Consider the following 19288-nt stretch of genomic DNA (forward strand, 5'->3'; position numbering starts at 1 on the left):
ACGGCCCATGCAACTGCAACTACCTGAACCGGGCGCCGACGCACTGGCCGCCTCGCACTCCTTACAGCAACTGATCGCCGGCGAGATCGCCGCGGCCGGCGGCTGGATTTCCTTCGAACGCTACATGGAGCTGGCGCTGTACGCGCCGCAAGTCGGCTATTACAGCGGCGGCGCGGCCAAATTGGGCAAAGAGGGAGATTTTACAACCGCGCCGGAAATTTCGCCGCTGTTTGGCGCGACTTTGGCGCATTTGGCGACAGAACTGATCGCCGCAAGTGAATCGATTGCCAATGTTTTCCTCGAATTCGGGGCCGGCACCGGCAAACTGGCGTTCGACATCCTGTCGGAACTGAAGTCGCGCGACCAATTGCCGCAACAATATTTCATTGTGGAAATATCGGCCCAACTGCGCGCGCGCCAGCGCGAAACGCTGGGGGAATTCGCCGCGCTGGTCGAATGGCTGGATGCCTTGCCGGAAAGCTTTTCCGGCATCGTGCTGGGCAATGAGGTGCTGGACGCCATGCCGGTGCGCCTGGCTGTCAAGTCGGATGGCGCGTGGCTGGAGCGTGGTGTAACTGTTAATGCGCAAGGCACTTTCGAATTCGCCGACCGCGCAGTGGATGGCTTGCCGGTCGAGCAGATCCCCGATGCCGGGGAATTGCCGGACGGTTACCTGACCGAACTGGCGCCGGTGGCGACCGGCTTCATGCGCACGCTGGCACGCATGATCGCGCGCGGGGAGGGGGCGGCGGCGATCTTGCCCGACTATGGTTTCCCGGCGGCCGAATATTACCTGGACGACCGCGCGCAAGGCACGCTGATGTGCCACTACCGCCACCATGCGCATCCCGACCCGTTCTACCTGCCAGGCTTGCAGGACATCACCGCTCACGTCGACTTCACCGCCATGGCGGTCGCCGCCGTGGAAGAGGGCGCGGAAGTGCTGGCCTACACCAGCCAGGGCGCGTTCCTGCTCAACGCCGGCATCGGCGAGCTGCTGCTGCGTACTTCGCCGGAAGCCAGCGCGCAGTACCTGCCGCAGGCCAATGCCATGCAGAAACTGATTTCCCCGGCCGAGATGGGCGAGCTGTTCAAGGTGCTGGCCATCGGCAAGAACGTGGAATGGCCGCAGCGCATGCTGCGCCACGACCGCACGCACCGTTTGTGAGGAGCCGCGCATGATACGTTGGGTGGTGGTGATCTTCCTGGCAGTGATCGTGTTCTCGTCGCTGCTGCCCTGGCTGGAAAAGCTGGGCATCGGCCGTTTGCCGGGCGACTTGCGTTTCCGGCTGTTCGGCCGCAGCTTCTCGTTGCCGTTCGCTTCGACTATCTTGTTGTCGACGGTGGTATTTATTCTGGCGAAGATCCTTTAGGCGGAACGACGATGCGCGTATTGCTGGTGGAAGACGATCCGATGGTGGGTGAAGCGGTGCGCAAGGGCTTGCGCCAGGACGGTTTCGCCGTCGACTGGGTGCAGGACGGCAAGTCGGCCGACGCCGCCTTGCGCGCTGAAGACTACGCCATGCTGCTGCTCGACCTCGGCCTGCCGCAAAAGGATGGGCTGGCGGTGCTCAAGACCCTGCGCGAGCGCGGCAACGGTATTCCCGTCCTGATCACCACCGCGCGCGATGCCGTGGCCGACCGCGTGGCCGGCCTGGACGCCGGCGCCGACGATTACCTGATCAAGCCGTTCGACCTGGAAGAACTCTCCGCCCGCATGCGCGCCTTGTCGCGCCGCCAGTCCGGCCGAGCCGATGCGCTGGTGCAGGTGCGCGAGGTGGTGTTGAACCCTGCTACCCACGAAGTCACCGTGGCCGGCCAGGCGGTCAGCCTGTCGGCGCGTGAATTCGCCTTGCTGCATGCTTTCATGGACCGTCCGGGCGTGGTGCTGTCGCGCGCGCAACTGGAAGAAAAGCTCTACGGCTGGGACGACAGCATCGAAAGCAACGCCGTCGAAGTGCACATCCATGCGCTGCGCAAGAAGGTCGGCAGCGACTTCATCAAGAACGTGCGCGGCGTCGGTTACCTGGTGCCGGCATGAACTCGATGCGCAACAAGCTGCTGCTGTGGCTCGGGCTGGGGCTGTTCTCCATCATCGTGGCGGCCGGTGTCGGACTGTATTTCCAGGCGCGCGAAGAAGCCAACCAGATCTTCGATTACCAGATGCGCCAGATCGCCGCCTCGCTGCCGCGCCAGGCCTTCTCGCCGATTTCGCCGGGGCAGCAGTTGCCGGAGTTGGACGACGAGATCATGATGCAGATCTGGGACAGCAGCGGCACCGTCATCTACCACTCGCACGCGCGCGGCGTCATGCCGCGCCAGGCCGAACTGGGTTTCGCCAACGTGCGCGGACCCAACGGCATGTGGCGCGTCTACAGCGCCCAGATCGGCAGCACGGTGGTGCAGGTGGCGCAGCCGCAAAGCGCGCGCGATGAGATCGCCGCGCAGATGGCTGTCAAGACGGTGGCGCCGCTGTTCCTGCTGTTTCCGCTGATCGGCATCCTGGCTTGGCTGGCGGTCAGCCGCGGGCTGGCGCCGGTGCGGCGCGCGGCGGCCGAGGTGCAGGCGCGCGACATGAATTCGCTGATGCCGATCGCCGACGTCGGCCTGCCGCAGGAGATCCAGCCGCTGACCCATGCGCTCAACGACCTGCTGGCGCGCCTGAAACAGTCGACTGAGGCGCAGCGTGCCTTCGTGGCCGATGCCGCGCATGAATTGCGTACGCCGCTGACGGCCTTGCGCCTGCAGGCGCAATTGGCCGAGCGCGCCACCGATGAAGGGGAACGCAAGGCGGCTTTCTCCGACCTGAAGAACGGCTTGGAACGCGCCACGCACCTGGTGCACCAATTGCTGACGCTGGCGCGCCAGGAACCCGAGGCGCAGCAGTTCGCGCCGGTCGACCTGCGCGAACTGCTGCGCGGCGTGGTGGCGGATCTGTCGTCGGTGGCCGGGCATGAAAATATCGATCTCGGGATATCCGGCGAAGATGGCAACGATGCGCCGTTGGTGGTGAGCGGCAATGCCGATGCCTTGCGCATCCTGCTCAACAACCTGGTCGACAACGCCTTGCGCTACACGCCCGCCGGCGGCGTGGTGGATGTGTCGTTCGCCATGCCTGGGGACGGACGATGCGCGGTCGTTATCCAGGACAGCGGTCCGGGCATCGCCGAAAGCGAGATGCCGCGGGTGTTCGACCGCTTCTACCGCGCCCGCCGTCCGCAAGAGCAGCATGCCGGTCGCGCCGCGTTCGGTAGCGGGCTGGGGCTGGCCATCGTGCGCCAGATCGCCGACCTGCATCATGTGCAGGTGGAGTTGAAAAATACCGGGCACGGCTTGCAGGCCAAGGTGAGCTTTCCCTTGTTGAACCCGGCATAGGCGCCCTCCGCGCCGTCATCTCGCCGAAGGCCGGGATCCAGTGGCGTTCGTATGCATTGATGGCTGGTAAACGACGCTGGGTCCTGACTTTCGTCAGGACGACGAGTCTCTTTTCGAGTCCCGCGATACATTTCACGTCCTTAAGTTTGTCTTAATTTTCACGGACTAATCTGCACTCCAACGGTTGAGCCGCCTGCGCCGCATCGGGCGCCATCAGGGGCCGGCCATGGATATTTCCTTGACAGAAAAGGAGCGCATGATGAGCCGTCGAGTCGTTTTCGTTCGCAACACATTGGCTGTGATGCTGGCCGCCGTCGTCGGCGGCAGTTATGTCTATTTCCGCGGCGCCGACCTGCCGTCGGCCCATGCGGCCCCGGTCAATGCGCCGCTGGCCGCTGCCAATGCCGGTCCGGCGGCGCCGGTGGTCGCAACGGCCACCGATTTTTCCGGCATCGTGCAGCGCGCAGGACCGGCGGTGGTGAATATCAGCGTCACCGGCAAGGCCAGGAAGATGGCCGATGACAACGATGATGGCGACCCTGACGATCCGTTCTCCCAGTTCTTCAAGCGTTTCGGCCCGCAACTGCAGATACCGCGCCAGCCGCAGATCATGCATGGTTTGGGTTCGGGCTTCATCATTTCCCCTGATGGCGTGATCCTGACCAATGCCCACGTGGTCGACGGCGCGCAGGAAGTGGTGGTCAAGCTGACCGACCGCCGCGAATTCAAGGCCAAGGTGTTGGGCGTGGACAAGCAGAGCGATATCGCGGTGATCCGCATCGATGCCAGGAACCTGCCCACGGTGCAGATCGGCGATCCGTCCGTCGTGAAGGTCGGTGAACCGGTGCTGGCCATCGGTTCGCCCTACGGCTTCGACAACACGGCCACCGCCGGCATCGTCAGCGCCAAGTCGCGCAGCCTGCCGGACGACAATTACGTGCCGTTCCTGCAGACCGATGTGGCGGTCAACCCCGGCAATTCGGGCGGCCCGCTGTTCAACCTGAAGGGCGAGGTGATCGGCATCAATTCGCAGATCTATAGCCAGACCGGCGGCTTCCAGGGCCTGTCGTTCGCCATTCCGATCGACGTGGCGATGAAGGTCGAGCGGCAGCTGGCGCAGCACGGCAAGGTCACGCGCGGCCGCCTGGGCGTGTCGGTGCAGGACCTGAACCAGGCCTTGTCCGAATCGTTCGGCCTGAAGAATGCGCAGGGCGCGCTGATCAGTTCGGTGGAAAAGGGCGGTCCGGCCGACAAGGCCGGCTTGCAGGCCGGCGATGTGATCCTGAGCTTCAATGGCCACGCGATCGACCATTCGGTGGACCTCCCCACGCTGGTGGCCGATACGCCGCCCGGCACATCCAAGCCGTTGCAGGTGATGCGCGGCGGCAAGGTGCTGACCATCGATGTGAAGGTGGGCGAGATGAAGGTCGCCGGGAACGATGCGCCGGTCGGCAAGGCTGAGAACCAGGGCCGCCTGGGGTTGGCGGTGCGGCCGCTGGATCCGGCTGAGCGCAAGCAACTGGGCGGCCAGAACGGCTTGCTGGTGGAGGACGCCAACGGCCCGGCGGCGATCGCCGGCATCCAGAGCGGAGACGTGATCCTGGCCCTGAACGGCACGCCGGTCACCAGCGTCGAGCAGTTGCGCAAGCTGGCCGGCCAGGCCGGCAAGAGCGTGGCGCTGCTGGTGGAGCGCGGCGATGAAAAGATCTTCGTGCCGCTGGCGCTGAATTGATGTTGCAGTGGGTAGTAAGTGGTAAGCAGTAAGCTGTGAGGGAGTCTGGCCGGACATGCGCAAGCATGCCCGGCCTTTTTTCTTTGGGCCGCGCGTTCCGCTCAGGCCGGATCGGCGGGCGGCTTTTCCTGCGGCGCCGGTTCGCCGCGCCAATGGTCGTGCGCATGTTCGCGTTCCATCGCCTCGCGGTCGCCAGCGAACATGGCTTGCAGTTCCTCGCGCGCCTGCACCGCCATCGAGACCATCTGCTGCTGGTTCTTGTAGTGGGGGTAGAGGTCGTACAGCGTCTTGATGTTGTGGGCGCGGAATTTCATCGCCGCCTGGCGCGCGCGGTAGGCGCCGAAGCCGAGTTGTTCCAGCGCGCGCCGGCCCATCTGCAGCGCACTCTCGAAGGTTTCGCGCTCCAGCACCGTGACGCCGCGGTCGAGCAGGTCGTAGTAATGCGTGACGTTGCGGGCGCGCGCGGCGATGGCCAGGTGCGGGAATTCTTCCTTGACCTTGTCGACCAGTTCCAGCGCGGCCTGGCCGTCGTCGATGGCGATCACCAGCAGGCGTGCCTGGGCCGCGCCGGCGGTGCGCAGCAGGTCGATGCGGGTGGCGTCGCCGTAAAACACCTTGAAGCCGAACTTGCGCAGGAAATCGATCTGGTCCGGGTCGTGGTCGAGCACCGTCGCATGGATGCCGTTGGCATGCAGCAGGCGCCCGACGATCTGGCCGAAGCGGCCGAAGCCGGCGATGATGACCGGATGTTCCTGCGGCGCCATCTCGTCTTCCGGGCGGCGGCGGCCGGTGTCCAGCCAGCGCACCAGCAGGCGGTCGTGCAGCAATAGCAGCAGGGGCGTGACCAGCATCGACAGCGCCACCACCACTACCAGGATCGACGAGACTTCCGGCGTGAGCACCTTGGCGCCGACGGCGGCGCCGAACACGATGAAGGCGAACTCGCCGCCTTGCGAGAGCAGGAAGGCGAAGAACAATTGCTGGCCGCGCGGGATGCCGAAGCAGCGCCCGAGGAACCACATCACGGCCGTCTTGATTGCGAGGAAAGCCGCCACCAGGCCGAGGATGCGCCAGGGCTGCGCGAGGAACACGCCGAAGTCCACCGACATGCCCACGGCGATGAAGAACAAGCCGAGCAGCAGGCCCTTGAACGGTTCGAGGTCGCTTTCCAGGGCGTGGCGGTATTCGGAGTCGGCCAGCAGCACGCCGGCCAGGAAGGTGCCCAGCGCCATCGACATGCCCACCGATTGCATCAGCAGGCAGGTGGAGATCACCAGCAGCAGCGCGAAGGCGGTGAAGATCTCGCGCATGTCGGTTTTGGCGATGATGCGCAGGATGGGGCGCATCAGCACGCGTCCGCCGAAGATCAGCAAGGCGATCACCAGCGCCACCTGGCCGGCATGCAGCCAGCCTTGGCCGCTGCCCTGGCTGGCGGCCACGCCGAGCAGCGGCACGGCCGCCATCATCGGAATCGCGGCGATGTCCTGGAACAGCAGGATGGAAAACCCAGCCGCGCCGGCCGGCGAGGCGGTGAGCTTGCGTTCGCCCAGCGTGGCCAGGGCGATGGCGGTGGAGGACAGCGACATGCCCAGCGCCGCGATCAGGCCGATGCGCCAGGGCACGCCGGCGGCCAGCGCGGCGGCCAGCAGCGCGGATGTCACCGCCAGCACCTGCACGCTGCCCCAGCCGAAGATGGAGCGCCGCAGCGCCCACAGGCGCTTGGGGTCGAGCTCGAGCCCGATCAGGAACAGCAGCAGCACCACCCCGAACTCGGAGAATTCGAGGATGTGCTTGACCTCGGTGATCAGGCCCAGGCCCCAGGGGCCGATGACGATGCCGGCCAGCAGGTAGCCCAGCACCGCGCCCAGTCCCAGGCGTTTGGCGATCGGTACGGCGGCTACTGCGGCGAGCAGGTAGACCAGGGCTTTGAGCAGGTGTTCATCCATGGCGTTGTTGTCTTTGTCGGAGCGGTGCGTGGTCGGTTGAGCGGGAGGGGCGTTTCAGTCCCAGTTCGGATAGCTTGCCAGCTTGTCGAGATAGTTCTCCACATGCCGCTGGAATTCGACCGGGGGGATGTGGTGGGCGCCGTGCAGGATCAGCGGCTCCATCCAGCGCATGCCGCACAGTTGCGCGGTCTGCCGGTAGGGCGGCAGGAAGTCGCTGAAGGGATGGCCATGGCGGCCGTCGGGGGCATAGGCCGAGGCCTCGCCGCCGGTGCTGGCCACCAGCCACAGCCCCTTGCCGCGCAGCGCATGGCCGTCATGACCGAAGGCCCAGCCGCGCGCCAGCACCAGGTCCAGCCATTCCTTTTGCAGCGCCGGCATGCTGTACCAGTGGATCGGATGCTGCAGCACCACCAGGTCGGCTTGCGTGAGCAGTTGCTGTTCATGCGCGATGTCGATGTGGAAGTCCGGATAGCGCTCGTACAAGTCGTTCACCACCACGTTGGGCAGCCTGGCGGCAGCCTCGATCATCAGGCGGTTGGTGCGCGAGAGCTCGGCGGCGGGGTGGGCATACAGGATGAGTACGTTAGGCATGGCGATGGCGTGGCTGGTGTTGTTCCCGGTTGGGGCGCGTGTGAAATCGGCCGGAACGCGCGCTATTGTCCGTTGTCTGTCGGTGGCGGGAAAGAGAGTGTGGGAGTGTGCCATGAAAGCGGCATGCGGATGCAGGCGCTGCCTTTCGCGGGTTTTCCTGCGGGTATCAAAAGCGGGGTAATGCGCTTATACTCAGCCAACTCCGGTTCCTTGCGCCATGCGCGCGGATGCCGTCGCAGATGACACTCGCCGCAGTTTATTCACATTCACTTGTTATTGCAGCCATGTCCGACATCCAAGATTCCGAAGCCAGCCAGCCGCGCGAACCCAATCCGGCCAAGCCATCCTCCCAGCAGGCCGCCGATGCGGCGGCCCAGCCGAAACCGGCGGAGCAGTCCGCCCAGGCGGCCCAATCGGCGCCGCCGCAGTTTTCCCAGCATGCGCCCCTGCCGCCGCCGCCCCACCATGCCACCGATGCGCCGTGGGCGCAGACCTGGCGGTTCCTGGCGGCGCGTCTGCGCGCCATGTCCGACAAGGCCGGGCGGCGCGTCATGCAGCGCACGCTCAAGATCGGCGTGTCGGCCCGCATCTTCCATCCCGAGTCCGGCTCCAAGGGCTTGCGCAGCAAGACCCTGCAATACCTGGAAGAGTCGATTGCGCAGTGGGTGATGTCGCGCGACGTGCTGGTGTTCATGATCCCGACGGTCAATACCAACGGCCTGGTCCACCCCAGCAATATCCGCTTGCGCGACTACGCCAAGAACCTCGACGGCCTGGTGCTGCAGGGCGGCGCCGACGTGTCGCCGCAAAGCTATGCGCAGGCGGCGACGCGCCCGGAATGGAGCGGCGACCGCGTGCGCGACATGTACGAGCTGGAGCTGCTGCATGAATTCATCGAGGCCGGTAAACCTGTGCTGGGCATCTGCCGCGGCTGCCAGCTGATCAACGTGGCCTTCGGCGGCACCTTGTACCAGGATATCGCCACCGATGTGCCGAGCGCGATCCCGCATGTCAACGACATGTACGACAGCAATTTCCATACGCTGCAGTTCCCGCCGGGGTCGTCGCTGGCATCGCTGGTGAAGACCGAGAACGCCGTCGTCAATTCGATCCACCACCAGGCGGTGCGCGATCTCGGCCGCGACCTGTCGGTGGAGGCGGTCTCCGGCCCCGACCAGATCGTCGAGGCGATCCGCTACCGCAAGGCGCCGTTCGTCATGGGCCTGCAGTGGCACCCTGAATTCCACCGCGCCGGCGGCGCCGAGCTGCTGGATTGCACGCCGATCCTCGACAGTTTCCTGCGCACGGCGCGCGAGACGCGTTTCTGAATCCGGCTCGACATTTCCTGTACGGAAACTAATTCGCGGGAATGCCGTCCAACTTTTTTGCGTTTGCGCAATCTATTGCTCCGCTTTGGCTACACGCGGGGCAATGCCCTCTGTAAAATCGGCTGAAGCAGTATCGATGCAGTGCCGATGTGTTGAGCAGCAGGGCGTTTGCGCTTGCTTGCCATTTTGTCAATCGGAAGAAAAAGGAGAATCCGCATGCCCCAATCCGCCGCTCTCAAGACCGTGAGGAACGATATGAAAACCCTCGTCAAGGATGCCCAGGCGCTGTTCGCCGAAGCGGCCGCCGCTACCGGCGAAAAGGCCGATGAACTGCGCGCCAAGGGGCTGACCCTGCTGGAAGCCGCAGCGGAAACCGCGCAGAGCGCGCAGGCCGCCGCCATCGAAAAGGGCAAGGTGGTCGCCGCCAAGACCGACGATTACGTGCATGAAAACCCATGGCGCGCCGTGGCCATCTCGGCCGGCATCGGTTTGCTGGTGGGCTTGGTCATCGGCCGCAGCAAGTAAGCCGTTCCCCGATGGCGAATCCGCATAAGGAAGGCCAGCCGGCGCAACCCGCCAATCCCGGGTTGACGGCCGGCTTGCTGGGACTGCTCAAGAACCTGCTCGGCCTCATCATCAGCCGTATCGAACTGGCGTCGCTGGAAATGTCGGAGATCGGCGCCAACCTGGTCCGCTTCGCGGTCGTCTTCGTGCTGGCGGCCATCGCCTTGTGGTTTGCGGTCGCATTCTGGTCGGTGCTGCTGGTCCTGCTGGCGTGGGATACCTGGGGCTGGAAGATCCTGGCGCTGCTCGGCCTGGTCTTCAGTGCCGTCACGGCCGCGCTGGTGTTGTATGCGCGCTCCGTGCTGGTGCAGGGCAAGCTTTCGCTGCCCGCCACCATGGCCGAACTGCGCAAGGACCGCGATGCCCTGCTGTGATGGCGGCGGCGTCTGCCGACAGAATGAAAAGGACCCGTATGCAAGCAGACCATGACGACGGTATGACGCATGAAGAGCGCAAGCGCAAAGTGCTGGCGCAAGGAACCTTGTACCGGCAAGGGATATTGGAGGCGCGCGAAGTGGTGCGCCATAACCTGAATCCCGAATCTCTGGCCAAAGGGGCCTTGAGCCGGGCCGCGCATTTCGCCGCTTCCTTCATCGGCGGCGGCAAGGCCGTGCGGTCGATCAAGTCGCTGGCCGCCGGCGGCCTCGGCGGCGCCAACCTGCAGTCGGTGGCGCCATTGCTGATCACGGGCGTTTCCTTGTTGTCCAAGCGATGGCTGCGCAAGCCGCTTTTGTATGGCGGCATCATTACCGCAGTCGGCGGGCTGGCGTATTACTTCAGCCATCGTTCCGGCGGTCGGGATGACGGAGGCGAGACCGCCGGGCAGGAATCTCCTCTCGAAGAACCATGAGCGGAAATAGGTGCTGTTGATTTTTTAGCAGTTCATTTCCCGTTTGGGATAAAGGCATCCGGTGCGCCGGGTGCCTTTGTTTTTTTCGGGCGACGAAATATCGCAGGCGACGGAACATTCATGCGCTCCCTCCGCTCTGAATCTGACCGGCCCCTCCGGGCCTGAACAACAACGCTGAGAAGGCAAGAAAGGAAATGAGATGAAGACATTATCGATCGCCGCCATCGCCGGCGTCCTGGCGATTTCCGGTTGTGCGGACATGAGCCAGACGCAGCGCGGCACGGCCACCGGCGCCGGCATTGGCGCCGGCATCGGCGGCATTCTCGGTGCGGTTACCGGCGGTGGCGGCGGCGGCCGCGCCCTGGGCGGCGCGGCGATCGGCGGCGCCATCGGCGCGGTGGCTGGCAATATCTGGTCGAACCGGATGGAAAACCAGAAGCGCGCCATGGAACAGGCAACCCAGGGCACCGGCGTACAAGTCAGCCAGACCCAGGACAACCGCCTGAAACTGGAAATCCCCAGCGACATTTCCTTCGATACCGGCCGTGCCGACATCAAGCCTGAAATGCGCCCGGTGCTGGACCGTTTCGCCGCCACCCTGGTCGAGAATCCGGCCACCACGATCAACATCGTCGGCCATACCGACAATACCGGCAGCGATGCGATCAACAATCCGCTGTCCACCGAACGTGCCGCGCGTACGCGTGATTACCTGACCACGCGCGGCGTCGCTGTCGGCCGTTTCACGATCGAAGGCCGCGGTTCGCATGAGCCGTTGGTAGCCAATACCTCGGACGCCAACCGCGCCAGGAACCGCCGCGTGGAAATCTATGTGGCAGAGCCGCAGCAGCAAGCGCCGGCGCCCGCAGGATATGCGCCGCCGCCCCAGCAGCGTTACTGATGATGGTTTGAACCGGCCGGCAGGCCGGGAAAAGAAAAGCCCCGAATCGGATTCGGGGCTTTTTGCTGTCGTGCCTTATTTCGCCGGAGTCGGCGCGGCGGGCGCATCGCCTGCCGCGGGGGCCGCCGGGGCCTTCACTTCCGGCTCCTTGAACTTGGCGCCGGACTGGTTGGCCATATAGACCACGGTGCGCTGGATTTCCACGTCGTCGAGGTCGGGATTGCCGCCCTTGGGCGGCATGGCGCGCAGGCCGTTGATGGCATGCGAGACCAGTTGGTCGTAGCCTTCGGCGATACGCGCCTTCCAGGCGCCGGCATCGCCGACCTTGGGCGCGCCCGCGACGCCGGCGGCATGGCAGGCGGCGCAAGTCGACTTGAAGACATCTTCGCCGGATTGCAGTTGCTTGGGAGTACTGGCGTCACGGAAGGTAAAGCCGTCATCGGCGACCGGCTTGATGCGCGCCGCGATCATCTCGGGACTTTGCCCGTCGGAACCGGCGCCGGTCTTCTGGCCGTTGGTGACATACTGGACCAGGAGCACGATGCACACGATAGGAACCAGAAAACCTGCCACAACAGCCGCGATCAATTGCTTGGGAGTCTTGATTGCCGACTCGTGTTGATCATGATGAGCTGAGCTCATTAGTCATCCCTCCGTAATGTTTCCTCGAAATTGGGGCGGAAAACGTCGGTTCCCTTTGTATCGCCTGGCATTGCACGGACTCATCATCAGGCAGGGCTTTCATTGCGCTCTCTCGCCGAACTCTTGATTATAGTCACAATACTTTCCGTTTGACACGTAAAAACACCCGTCGCCATGGACGGCCAGCATGAAAAACGGTATTCTTCAGGCCTCTTCGGGTTTTGCCCCACAATGCGGCTGTAGCTCAGTGGATAGAGTATTGGCCTCCGAAGCCAAGGGTCGTGGGTTCGATCCCCGCCAGCCGCGCCACAGAATTCATTTCCCCCGGTTCAGATTGACGTTGGAAGCATAACCTTGCCGTTTGGCAGCTTTATGCTTCCGAGTCCTTTCAGGTGGACACAAGATATCCGCCGGACCGGCTATTCATTCTGTTGGGAAATATTGTCCGGGAATCTTGCCTGTTATGCTTTGAGCAATATCAATTCCGCCTGTTTGGATTCTTCATGAATTCCCGGACTGGATTCGCTACCCGGATATAATCACGGATATCCAGAATCGATGGACCATAGCCGCGCTCGACGCGGCTTTGTCAGTGAAAGAGCCGGCATGGTGCTGGCCGTTGGAGAAACATGAACAACCGCTCGAAAAAAAGACTGATTTGCCGCCGTCACCGGATTGGACTGTTAATTGCCACGATCGAGTCGCTGGCAGACTTGGAACAGTCGATCCAGGAAGCCAAGAAAGCAGGCTGAAGACGGCCTTGCGCAGATAACAAAACCGGCCTTACAAGGCCGGTTTTGCATTGGTTTCCTGGAATGCCGGATGAAACTACTGGGCGAAATCCTCATTGAACAGTAATTTCCACGCGGCCTTGTACGCGACGATTTCCTGCACTTCCGCCGGCAGGCTGTCGAGGACGGCGCGTTGCGCGGCGACCTTCTTGCTGAACGCGTTCATGATGAACGGATTCAGGTCCAGGGCGGTCATGAAACGCCAGGGATGGTCGGCAATGAGCTTGGCCCATTCGGGTTTGAGCCTGCCGCTTGAGACGTCCCAGTATTTTCCCGGATATTCGCCGCTGGGCGTGTAGATGACGCCGGGCGGCCCGCTGAAAAGATCGAAATACAGGTTGGGATATTTCTCGATCAGTTGCCGGACATATTCCGGGCCATAAATGGTATTGCGGTCCTGGTACCGCATCTGCGCGAGGTGGCACCAGATCACCTTGGCCTTCGGGTAGCGGGCCAGCATGCTTTCAAGGGGCGCCAGGAACTGGTCTTCGATCTCTTCATGGATCTGGAAAGACAGGCCTGTTTCCTCGGCCAGCTGGAACAAGGCGTGTCCGGCGGGCCCGTCGATGGGAAGGCGCTCGTCCCGGTTCAAGTTGCCGCGCTGGACCTGGTCCGGCGACGGGTAATGGCGGAATTCATATTCCCCCATCAAGGGATAGCCTTCCTTGACGACGTGGTCGCGCGTCTTTTGCACGAAACCCAGCGGGTCGTTTTTCCAGTCCGGCGGCAAGCCGCCATCGCCGGCGGGGATGTAGCGCCAGGGATCGGCGGCCACCGCATACCTGGCCGCATCGCTCCAACCCCTGCCCATGGCGATGCCGGAAAAGGCGATCAGGGCCACCCCTTCCTGGTCCATGTCGCGGGCGAATCGCTTGATATCCAGGTTTTCCCCGAGGTTGGACTCGATATCGATGAACGGCATGATGCCTGCCGCTCGCATCGCCATGATGCGTTTCTTCCAGTTGGTCTTGAGCTCGGCCAGGTTGAAAGGCACTTCCGCCTTGGCGACATCGGTCATGCGCGCAACGCTGGGAATCGGACTGTACTCGGCCGCGATGGCCGAGGCGGACGAGAAAAGGCAGCAGGACAGCACGAACGGACGCAGGTACCTCACGGTCATTCCCCCTTTTTATTGGTTTTCATCTGGTAGCAGGCAGCAGCCGATCCATTCTATTCGTTCGCCCGGCTTCATTGGAGGGATTTTTACTGCCGCGATTTCTCCCGTCCAAAACAAGCGCTGCTTGTTTCATTCCGGCAATGGAGGCGCTTGCGGTAAACGCAAAAAAGCGAAGCGGCCCGATGTCGGACCGCTTCGCCTGGGTATTGCCGGGGTTGCCGCTTAGTTGATGCTCTTGGACCAGTTGGCGTACCAGGTGCGGAACAGGTTGTATTGCGATTCGGCGTAGCGGCGCTGCGCGTCGCTGAGCTTGTCGGTCTCGTTGAAGTGCAGGGTGTATTCCTTGTCGCCGTTGAGCACCATCAGGTACTTGTAGAACAGCACCAGGTCGCAGCCTTCGTCGAACGACGACAGCACCGCCAGCGCCGATTCCAGTTCCTTGGCGTGGGCGCGGGCAACGGCGTCGCCCTTGGCGGCCTTGCTGCACAGGTCGACCAGCTGCAGCACTTCGCGCGGCAGCGCGTTGCCGATGCCGGTGATGGCGCCGGCGGCGCCGCAGTTCACGAAGCCGTGGAACACCTGGGTGTCGACGCCTGCCATCAGGGTGACGTTTTCATCTTGCGAGGTGATGTTTTCCGCTGCGTAGCGCATGTCCGCCGCGCCGCCGAATTCCTTGAAGCCGATCAGGTTGGGGAATTGGCTGCGCAGTTCGAAGAACAGGTCGGCGCGGGTGGCGAAGCCGTAGTACGGGCTGTTGTAAATCACGGCCGGCAGGTTCGGCGCCGCCTTCAGGATGGCGGCGAAGTGGGCCTTCTGGGCCGCAGCCGATGCGCCGCGCGACAGCACGCGCGGGATCACCATCAGGCCTTGCGCGCCCACCTTGGCGGCGTGGGCGGCGTGCGAGACCGCTTCCTTCGAGTTGACGGCGCCGGTGCCGACGATGGTCGGCACGCCGGCCGCCACCAGGCGCGCCACGCCTTCCTGGCGCTGCGCTTCGGTCAGCAGGGGCCAGTCGCCCATCGAGCCGCAGTACACCACTGCGCGCATGCCGATGGCCACCAGTTCCTTGCCCTTCTTCACCAATGCGTCGAAATCCGGCTGGCGGTCAGCGGTGCACGGGGTCATCAGTGCGGGAATGGTGCCGGTAAAAATGTTATCGCTCATCACGTTTCCTCGTTTATGCAAATTGGAGTTGTTCCCAGGGCGCACAGTCCGAACCGTGCGTCCCGATGCCTGGTGTCATGTCCTCCGGCGGGCTGCATGCCGGAGGTGGCCACATTGTTTTTATGCCGCTGTGGCGAAGCAGGGCTTTTCGTGCAGCCGGATTCCCGGCGCGACAGTGTGATTCTACTTAACTTGGATATTTTATACAATATAAAATTAGATGTTGGCGGAACGGCAATCTTCCGGGAAAGAGCGGAAATTGGGGGAAAGGCGCGAACCCGGAACGCAGGTGCCTGCTATGCCGGACCGTAGGGGGGATAGATTGAGCCGATGCCGCCATTGCGGCCCGGAAGCGTCGCAATCACGCCATTCAGGCGTGGATTCCGACGCAGTGCGTTGCGCACGATGATCGGGCAGGCGGGTTTGGGCGGGTTTGCCGGCGGAGGGGGGGATGGGCGGGGCCTCAGCGTCCCTGGCGGCGCTCGCGCAGGAATGCGTTCAGCTCTTCGCCGGCATGCTCGATATGCCGTTTCAGCAGCGATGCCGCGGCGCGCGCATCGCCTTTGCGGCAAAGCGCCACCAGTTCCGCGTGCTCCGATTCGGCCACGTCGCGCGCGGCTTCCGACAGCGAAAGCTGCATGCGGGTGTAGCGGTCGGTCTGCTGCAGCAGGGAGGCGACGAAGGCGGAGGTCCTCGGCTGGTCGGCACGCGAGAGCAGCAGGTGGTGGAGTTCGGTATTGAGTTCGCCCCAGCGCCCCGGCTGGCTGGCATGCAGCACGTCGCTGTATTCCTGGAGGATCGCTTCCAGTTTCGCGAAATCCTGGACCGTCAGCTTGGGGATGGATTTGCGCAGCAGCACCGGTTCCAGCAGGGCCCGCAGTTCGAACAGCTCGGTGATGTCTTCCGCGGACAGTTCCGACACCACCGCGCCCTTGTGCGGCAGGATCTTGACCAGCCCCTCGCTTTCAAGCTGCACCAGCGCTTCCCGCAGCGGAATGCGGCTGATGCCCAGGTCGGTGGCCAGCGCGTCTTGCCGCAGCTGGTAGCCATCCACGTATTCCCCGGTCAGGATGCGGCGTCGCAGTTCATTGGCCGCCGCTTCAGCGCGTGTTGCAAATCCAAGGGCAGGGCGTTTCTCGTTCATATTTCGGTGTGTGACTGGAAGGGCCGCCAAGCCATGCCGGCCCTGAAGTGAATGTTGCATATTTTCTACAATCTTAGCAGAAAGCTTTTTGGCGCAAGCGCCGACCAGGCGCTTGCGCCAAAAAAGTGCCCGGGCGCGGTGCGGTGTTTTATCTCAGCGCCCGGTCAGCGCAAGCACATCCTTATACAGCGCTGCCGGTATGGACACGCCATGTTCGGCACTGCGCCGGCGCGCTTCGAAGCGGCGCTGCGACGGTAGCCGCGCGCCCTGCGACGTGATGCTGTCGAACATGGCTTCCGCGCGTTCCATGCCCAGAGAGGCGCCGGCCCCGCCGAACATCTTCGGGTTGAACGCCAGCAGGAGCTCGCCATGGCAGGGCGTGACCTGCGCACCTTCATCGAACTCCTGGGATTGCTTGCTCAGCATATCCCCGATCATGGCGCCCGCCATCAATTCGATCATCGCCGACAGCGCCGATCCCTTGTGTCCACCGAAGGCAAGCATCGCTCCCCGGAGCGCCTCTTGCGGATCTTCCGTGGGCTGCCCGCTGGCATCCAGCGCCCAGCCCAGGGGGATCTTCTTCCCGGCCCGGCGGTGTAGTTCGATTTCCCCGCGCGCCGTGGCGCTGGTCGCGAAGTCGAAGACATACGGATGCTTGCCGGGGCGCGGCCAGGCGAAGGCGATCGGGTTGGTGCCATAGACCGGTTTGGTCCCGCCGGCCGGCACCACCCAGCTATGGCTGGGCGTCATGGCCAGGGCCGCCAGGCCGGCATCGGCGATACGTTCGACTTCCGGCCACAGGGCGGAAAAGTGATAACAGTTGTTGATTGCCAGCGCCGCGATGCCGATCGCCTGCGCCTTGCTGATCAGGCTCTCCACGCCGCGCTCGAACGCCAGTTGCGAAAATCCGAACCTGGCGTCGACGCGGATGATGGCCGGCGATACATCCTCCACTTCCGGTACCGCATCGAGCGCGACCTTGCCTTTGCGGATGGCATCGACGCAACTGATCAGCCGGTAGAGGCCATGGGAATTGCATTCGTCCCGTTGCCCGGCGGCGATCACTCTGGCGATGGATTGCGCATGCTCCGGCGCCAAGCCGTGATGGATGAGCGTGTCGGCGCTGAGTTGGTGCACCTGGGCGAGGGATAGGTTTACGGTCGCGTCTGCCACCACAACTCCTTCAAGCTGATTGCGCCGGCTGATATAGATGCCGGCTCCTTTAGACGGAAAAGCCACCCTTGCGGGTGGCTTCGGGAACTGCGGGTCCTGCGGTGATGCGACTTACGATTTGGCGTGGCGGGTCGCCTCGGCATCGACGTCATGCAGGGATTTGCCGCGGGTCTCCTTGGCCATGCCCACGCAGATGATCGACAGCACCGCCGCGACCACCAGGTAGATGGCGATGGGCGTCGACGAGTGGTAGCGCTCCAGCAGCGACAGGCCGATCAGCGGCGCCAGCGAGCCGGCCATCAGCGGCGCGACCTGATAGCACAGCGACAGAGCGGTATAGCGGACATTGGTCGGGAACATCTCGGTCATCAGGGCGGAGTACGGCGAGTAGGTCATGGACTGGATGAACAGGCCGAAGACAATCGCGCCCATGATGATCCAGTCGTTGCCGGTGTCCATCATCGGGAATGCCACGAAGCCCCAGACGGCGGTCAGCACGGCGCCGGTGAGGTACACGGGTTTGCGGCCGACGATATCCGACATCAGGCCCATGAAGGGAATGATGAAGAAGTGGATCACGTTGGCGCCGAACATCAGTTTCAGGATGCGCGTCGTATCCGCGCCCACCACCAGTTTCAGGTAGGTCAGGGAGAACGTCACCACCATGTAGTACAGGATGTTCTCGGCGAAGCGCGCGCCGATGCCGATGATGACTTCGCGCCAGTGGTGCTTGAGCACGTGGCCCACGCCGAGTTGCTTCTCCTGCTTCTTCTCGCGGCGCGCCTGGGCTTCCTTGAAGATGGGGGCATCGTCAACCTTGCGGCGGATCCAGAAACCGATCAGCACCACGACCGCGGAAAACCAGAACGCCACGCGCCAGCCCCAGCCCAGGAAGTCGGCTTCGGACAGGGAGCTGGACAGCACCAGGAGAATCACGGTCGCGACCAGGTTGCCGGCCGGCACGCCGGCTTGCGGCCAGCTTGCCCAGTAGGCGCGGCGATTGTTCGGGCTGTGCTCGCTCACCAGCAGGATCGCGCCGCCCCATTCGCCGCCGAAAGCGAAGCCCTGGATCAGGCGCAGCGTGACCAGCAGTGCCGGCGCCCAGTAGCCGATCGACTCGAACGTCGGCAGGCATCCCATCAGGAACGTCGTGATGCCGACGATGACCAGGCTTACCTGCAGCAGGTGCTTGCGGCCGAATTTGTCGCCGTAGTAGCCGAACACCAGGCCGCCGATGGGGCGTGCCGCAAATCCGACGGCATACAATGCGAACGCAGCCAGCAGGCCGTCGATCGGATTGCCGGTCTTCTTGAAGAAGTGGGTGCCGAACACCAGCGCCGAAGCGGTTCCATAAAGGAAGAATTCATACCATTCGGCCACAGAACCGACCATGGAAGCGGCGACAACGCGCTTCAACTCGCTGCTTGCACCGGTGGCCTTTGCCCCGCTACCGGACGTTGCGGCATCTCCGTACTGACTCGTCATTGATATCTCCTCGAAATTTTCATAATGCAGCCTTTAAGCTGGACCCAGTGTATGACGCCTGCAGATTTTATACAATATCCAATACACAATCTACAATTAATCAACGTTGCCGGTACGCAAGTTCAATGCCAGGCAGGGAATGCCTTATCCGGCATTCCTTGCTTTAACCGGGGCGTGAAGTGGATGTCCTGAAAATGGATGGGGTCTTGGATACCGTGGTTTTACGGTAGAAGGGGAGTGTGATGCGCGGGTGCCGCAAGGCTATGCTGCGATGCGGCATGGCTTTCTGAAAATGGTTTTTGCGGTTGGCTTGGTTGTATTTTTCCTCCGCCGAGGAGGAGTGAGTTGCTGTGGTTTGCAGGCGGCCGGGTGGTCTGGATAATTCCCATGCATTTTTTGTGTCGGCCAGTTCGGCCTCAAATACGTCGGACGCCATGTTTTTTTGCCAGGGTTTTCTGACGGAGCTGTCAGAATGGGCCGGTGGA

The 19288-nt window shown here is 63.2% G+C and carries 20 protein-coding genes and 1 tRNA gene; 12 read left to right on the plus strand and 9 right to left on the minus strand.

Going from position 1 to position 19288, the window contains the following annotated elements; all coding sequences use genetic code 11:
- Positions 1-7 precede the first annotated feature (7 nt).
- From J7548_RS06955 to J7548_RS06975, 5 genes are all read left to right on the plus strand, one after another.
- Positions 8-1168, plus strand: a complete 1161-nt coding sequence (locus J7548_RS06955) for a class I SAM-dependent methyltransferase (RefSeq protein ID WP_290972242.1) — start codon at positions 8-10, stop codon at positions 1166-1168.
- Positions 1169-1178: 10 nt separating this feature from the next.
- Positions 1179-1373 carry a DUF2905 domain-containing protein gene (locus J7548_RS06960; RefSeq protein WP_290972244.1) on the plus strand — a complete coding sequence of 65 codons (195 nt, stop codon included), beginning with the start codon at positions 1179-1181 and terminating at the stop codon, positions 1371-1373.
- Positions 1374-1384: 11 nt separating this feature from the next.
- On the plus strand, positions 1385-2041 hold the full coding sequence (locus J7548_RS06965) for a response regulator (protein WP_290972247.1): 657 nt from the start codon (positions 1385-1387) through the stop codon (positions 2039-2041).
- On the plus strand, positions 2038-3375 hold the full coding sequence (locus tag J7548_RS06970) for an ATP-binding protein (RefSeq protein ID WP_290972250.1): 1338 nt from the start codon (positions 2038-2040) through the stop codon (positions 3373-3375). The genes J7548_RS06965 and J7548_RS06970 overlap by 4 nt, the downstream gene beginning before the upstream one ends.
- A gap of 259 nt (positions 3376-3634) precedes the next feature.
- On the plus strand, positions 3635-5107 hold the full coding sequence (locus tag J7548_RS06975; RefSeq protein ID WP_290972252.1) for a DegQ family serine endoprotease: 1473 nt from the start codon (positions 3635-3637) through the stop codon (positions 5105-5107).
- Between the two features lie 101 nt (positions 5108-5208).
- Here J7548_RS06975 and kefC read toward each other — a convergent pair whose 3' ends face one another.
- On the minus strand, positions 5209-7053 hold the full coding sequence (gene kefC, locus J7548_RS06980; RefSeq protein WP_290972255.1) for a glutathione-regulated potassium-efflux system protein KefC: 1845 nt from the start codon (positions 7051-7053) through the stop codon (positions 5209-5211).
- 54 nt (positions 7054-7107) lie between these two features.
- Positions 7108-7644 carry an NAD(P)H-dependent oxidoreductase gene (locus J7548_RS06985; protein WP_290972258.1) on the minus strand — a complete coding sequence of 179 codons (537 nt, stop codon included), beginning with the start codon at positions 7642-7644 and terminating at the stop codon, positions 7108-7110.
- A 284-nt stretch (positions 7645-7928) separates the two neighbouring features.
- On the opposite strand from J7548_RS06985, the gene J7548_RS06990 reads away from it, so the two are divergent.
- The 5 genes from J7548_RS06990 to J7548_RS07010 all read left to right on the plus strand — a co-directional run bounded on the left by J7548_RS06990 (position 7929) and on the right by J7548_RS07010 (position 11287).
- Positions 7929-8972 carry a type 1 glutamine amidotransferase gene (locus J7548_RS06990; protein ID WP_290972261.1) on the plus strand — a complete coding sequence of 348 codons (1044 nt, stop codon included), beginning with the start codon at positions 7929-7931 and terminating at the stop codon, positions 8970-8972.
- A 216-nt stretch (positions 8973-9188) separates the two neighbouring features.
- Complete coding sequence (locus J7548_RS06995) at positions 9189-9497, plus strand: DUF883 family protein (RefSeq protein ID WP_290972264.1); 309 nt, start codon at positions 9189-9191, stop codon at positions 9495-9497.
- A gap of 11 nt (positions 9498-9508) precedes the next feature.
- Entirely contained in the window at positions 9509-9910 is a 402-nt protein-coding gene (locus tag J7548_RS07000) for a phage holin family protein (protein ID WP_290972267.1), read from the plus strand.
- 38 nt (positions 9911-9948) lie between these two features.
- Entirely contained in the window at positions 9949-10386 is a 438-nt protein-coding gene (locus J7548_RS07005) for a hypothetical protein (RefSeq protein ID WP_290972270.1), read from the plus strand.
- Between the two features lie 199 nt (positions 10387-10585).
- The gene (locus tag J7548_RS07010; protein ID WP_290972273.1) at positions 10586-11287 is read left to right on the plus strand and encodes an OmpA family protein; all 702 of its coding nucleotides are present in this window, start codon (positions 10586-10588) and stop codon (positions 11285-11287) included.
- Between the two features lie 75 nt (positions 11288-11362).
- Here J7548_RS07010 and J7548_RS07015 read toward each other — a convergent pair whose 3' ends face one another.
- On the minus strand, positions 11363-11929 hold the full coding sequence (locus J7548_RS07015) for a c-type cytochrome (RefSeq protein WP_290972276.1): 567 nt from the start codon (positions 11927-11929) through the stop codon (positions 11363-11365).
- A 233-nt stretch (positions 11930-12162) separates the two neighbouring features.
- On the opposite strand from J7548_RS07015, the gene J7548_RS07020 reads away from it, so the two are divergent.
- A tRNA-Arg gene (locus J7548_RS07020) sits at positions 12163-12238 on the plus strand.
- Positions 12239-12558: 320 nt separating this feature from the next.
- Positions 12559-12681 (plus strand): hypothetical protein, encoded by a 123-nt coding sequence (locus J7548_RS07025; protein ID WP_290972279.1) that lies wholly within the window; start codon positions 12559-12561, stop codon positions 12679-12681.
- A gap of 76 nt (positions 12682-12757) precedes the next feature.
- Here J7548_RS07025 and J7548_RS07030 read toward each other — a convergent pair whose 3' ends face one another.
- The 6 genes from J7548_RS07030 to J7548_RS07055 all read right to left on the minus strand — a co-directional run bounded on the left by J7548_RS07030 (position 12758) and on the right by J7548_RS07055 (position 19239).
- Positions 12758-13834, minus strand: a complete 1077-nt coding sequence (locus tag J7548_RS07030) for an amidohydrolase family protein (protein WP_290972282.1) — start codon at positions 13832-13834, stop codon at positions 12758-12760.
- Positions 13835-14059: 225 nt separating this feature from the next.
- Complete coding sequence (locus J7548_RS07035; protein WP_290972285.1) at positions 14060-15001, minus strand: dihydrodipicolinate synthase family protein; 942 nt, start codon at positions 14999-15001, stop codon at positions 14060-14062.
- Between the two features lie 463 nt (positions 15002-15464).
- Entirely contained in the window at positions 15465-16145 is a 681-nt protein-coding gene (locus tag J7548_RS07040; protein ID WP_290972288.1) for a GntR family transcriptional regulator, read from the minus strand.
- A gap of 153 nt (positions 16146-16298) precedes the next feature.
- A complete protein-coding gene (locus J7548_RS07045) occupies positions 16299-17318 on the minus strand; it encodes an Ldh family oxidoreductase (RefSeq protein ID WP_290973314.1) in 1020 nt (339 codons plus the stop codon).
- 111 nt (positions 17319-17429) lie between these two features.
- Positions 17430-18803, minus strand: a complete 1374-nt coding sequence (abaF, locus tag J7548_RS07050) for a fosfomycin efflux MFS transporter AbaF (protein WP_290972291.1) — start codon at positions 18801-18803, stop codon at positions 17430-17432.
- A 163-nt stretch (positions 18804-18966) separates the two neighbouring features.
- The gene (locus J7548_RS07055; RefSeq protein WP_290972293.1) at positions 18967-19239 is read right to left on the minus strand and encodes a hypothetical protein; all 273 of its coding nucleotides are present in this window, start codon (positions 19237-19239) and stop codon (positions 18967-18969) included.
- Between the last annotated feature and the right edge of the window lie 49 nt (positions 19240-19288).

The organism is Herbaspirillum sp. (genome assembly GCF_017744395.1).
Classification (GTDB): domain Bacteria; phylum Pseudomonadota; class Gammaproteobacteria; order Burkholderiales; family Burkholderiaceae_D; genus Herbaspirillum.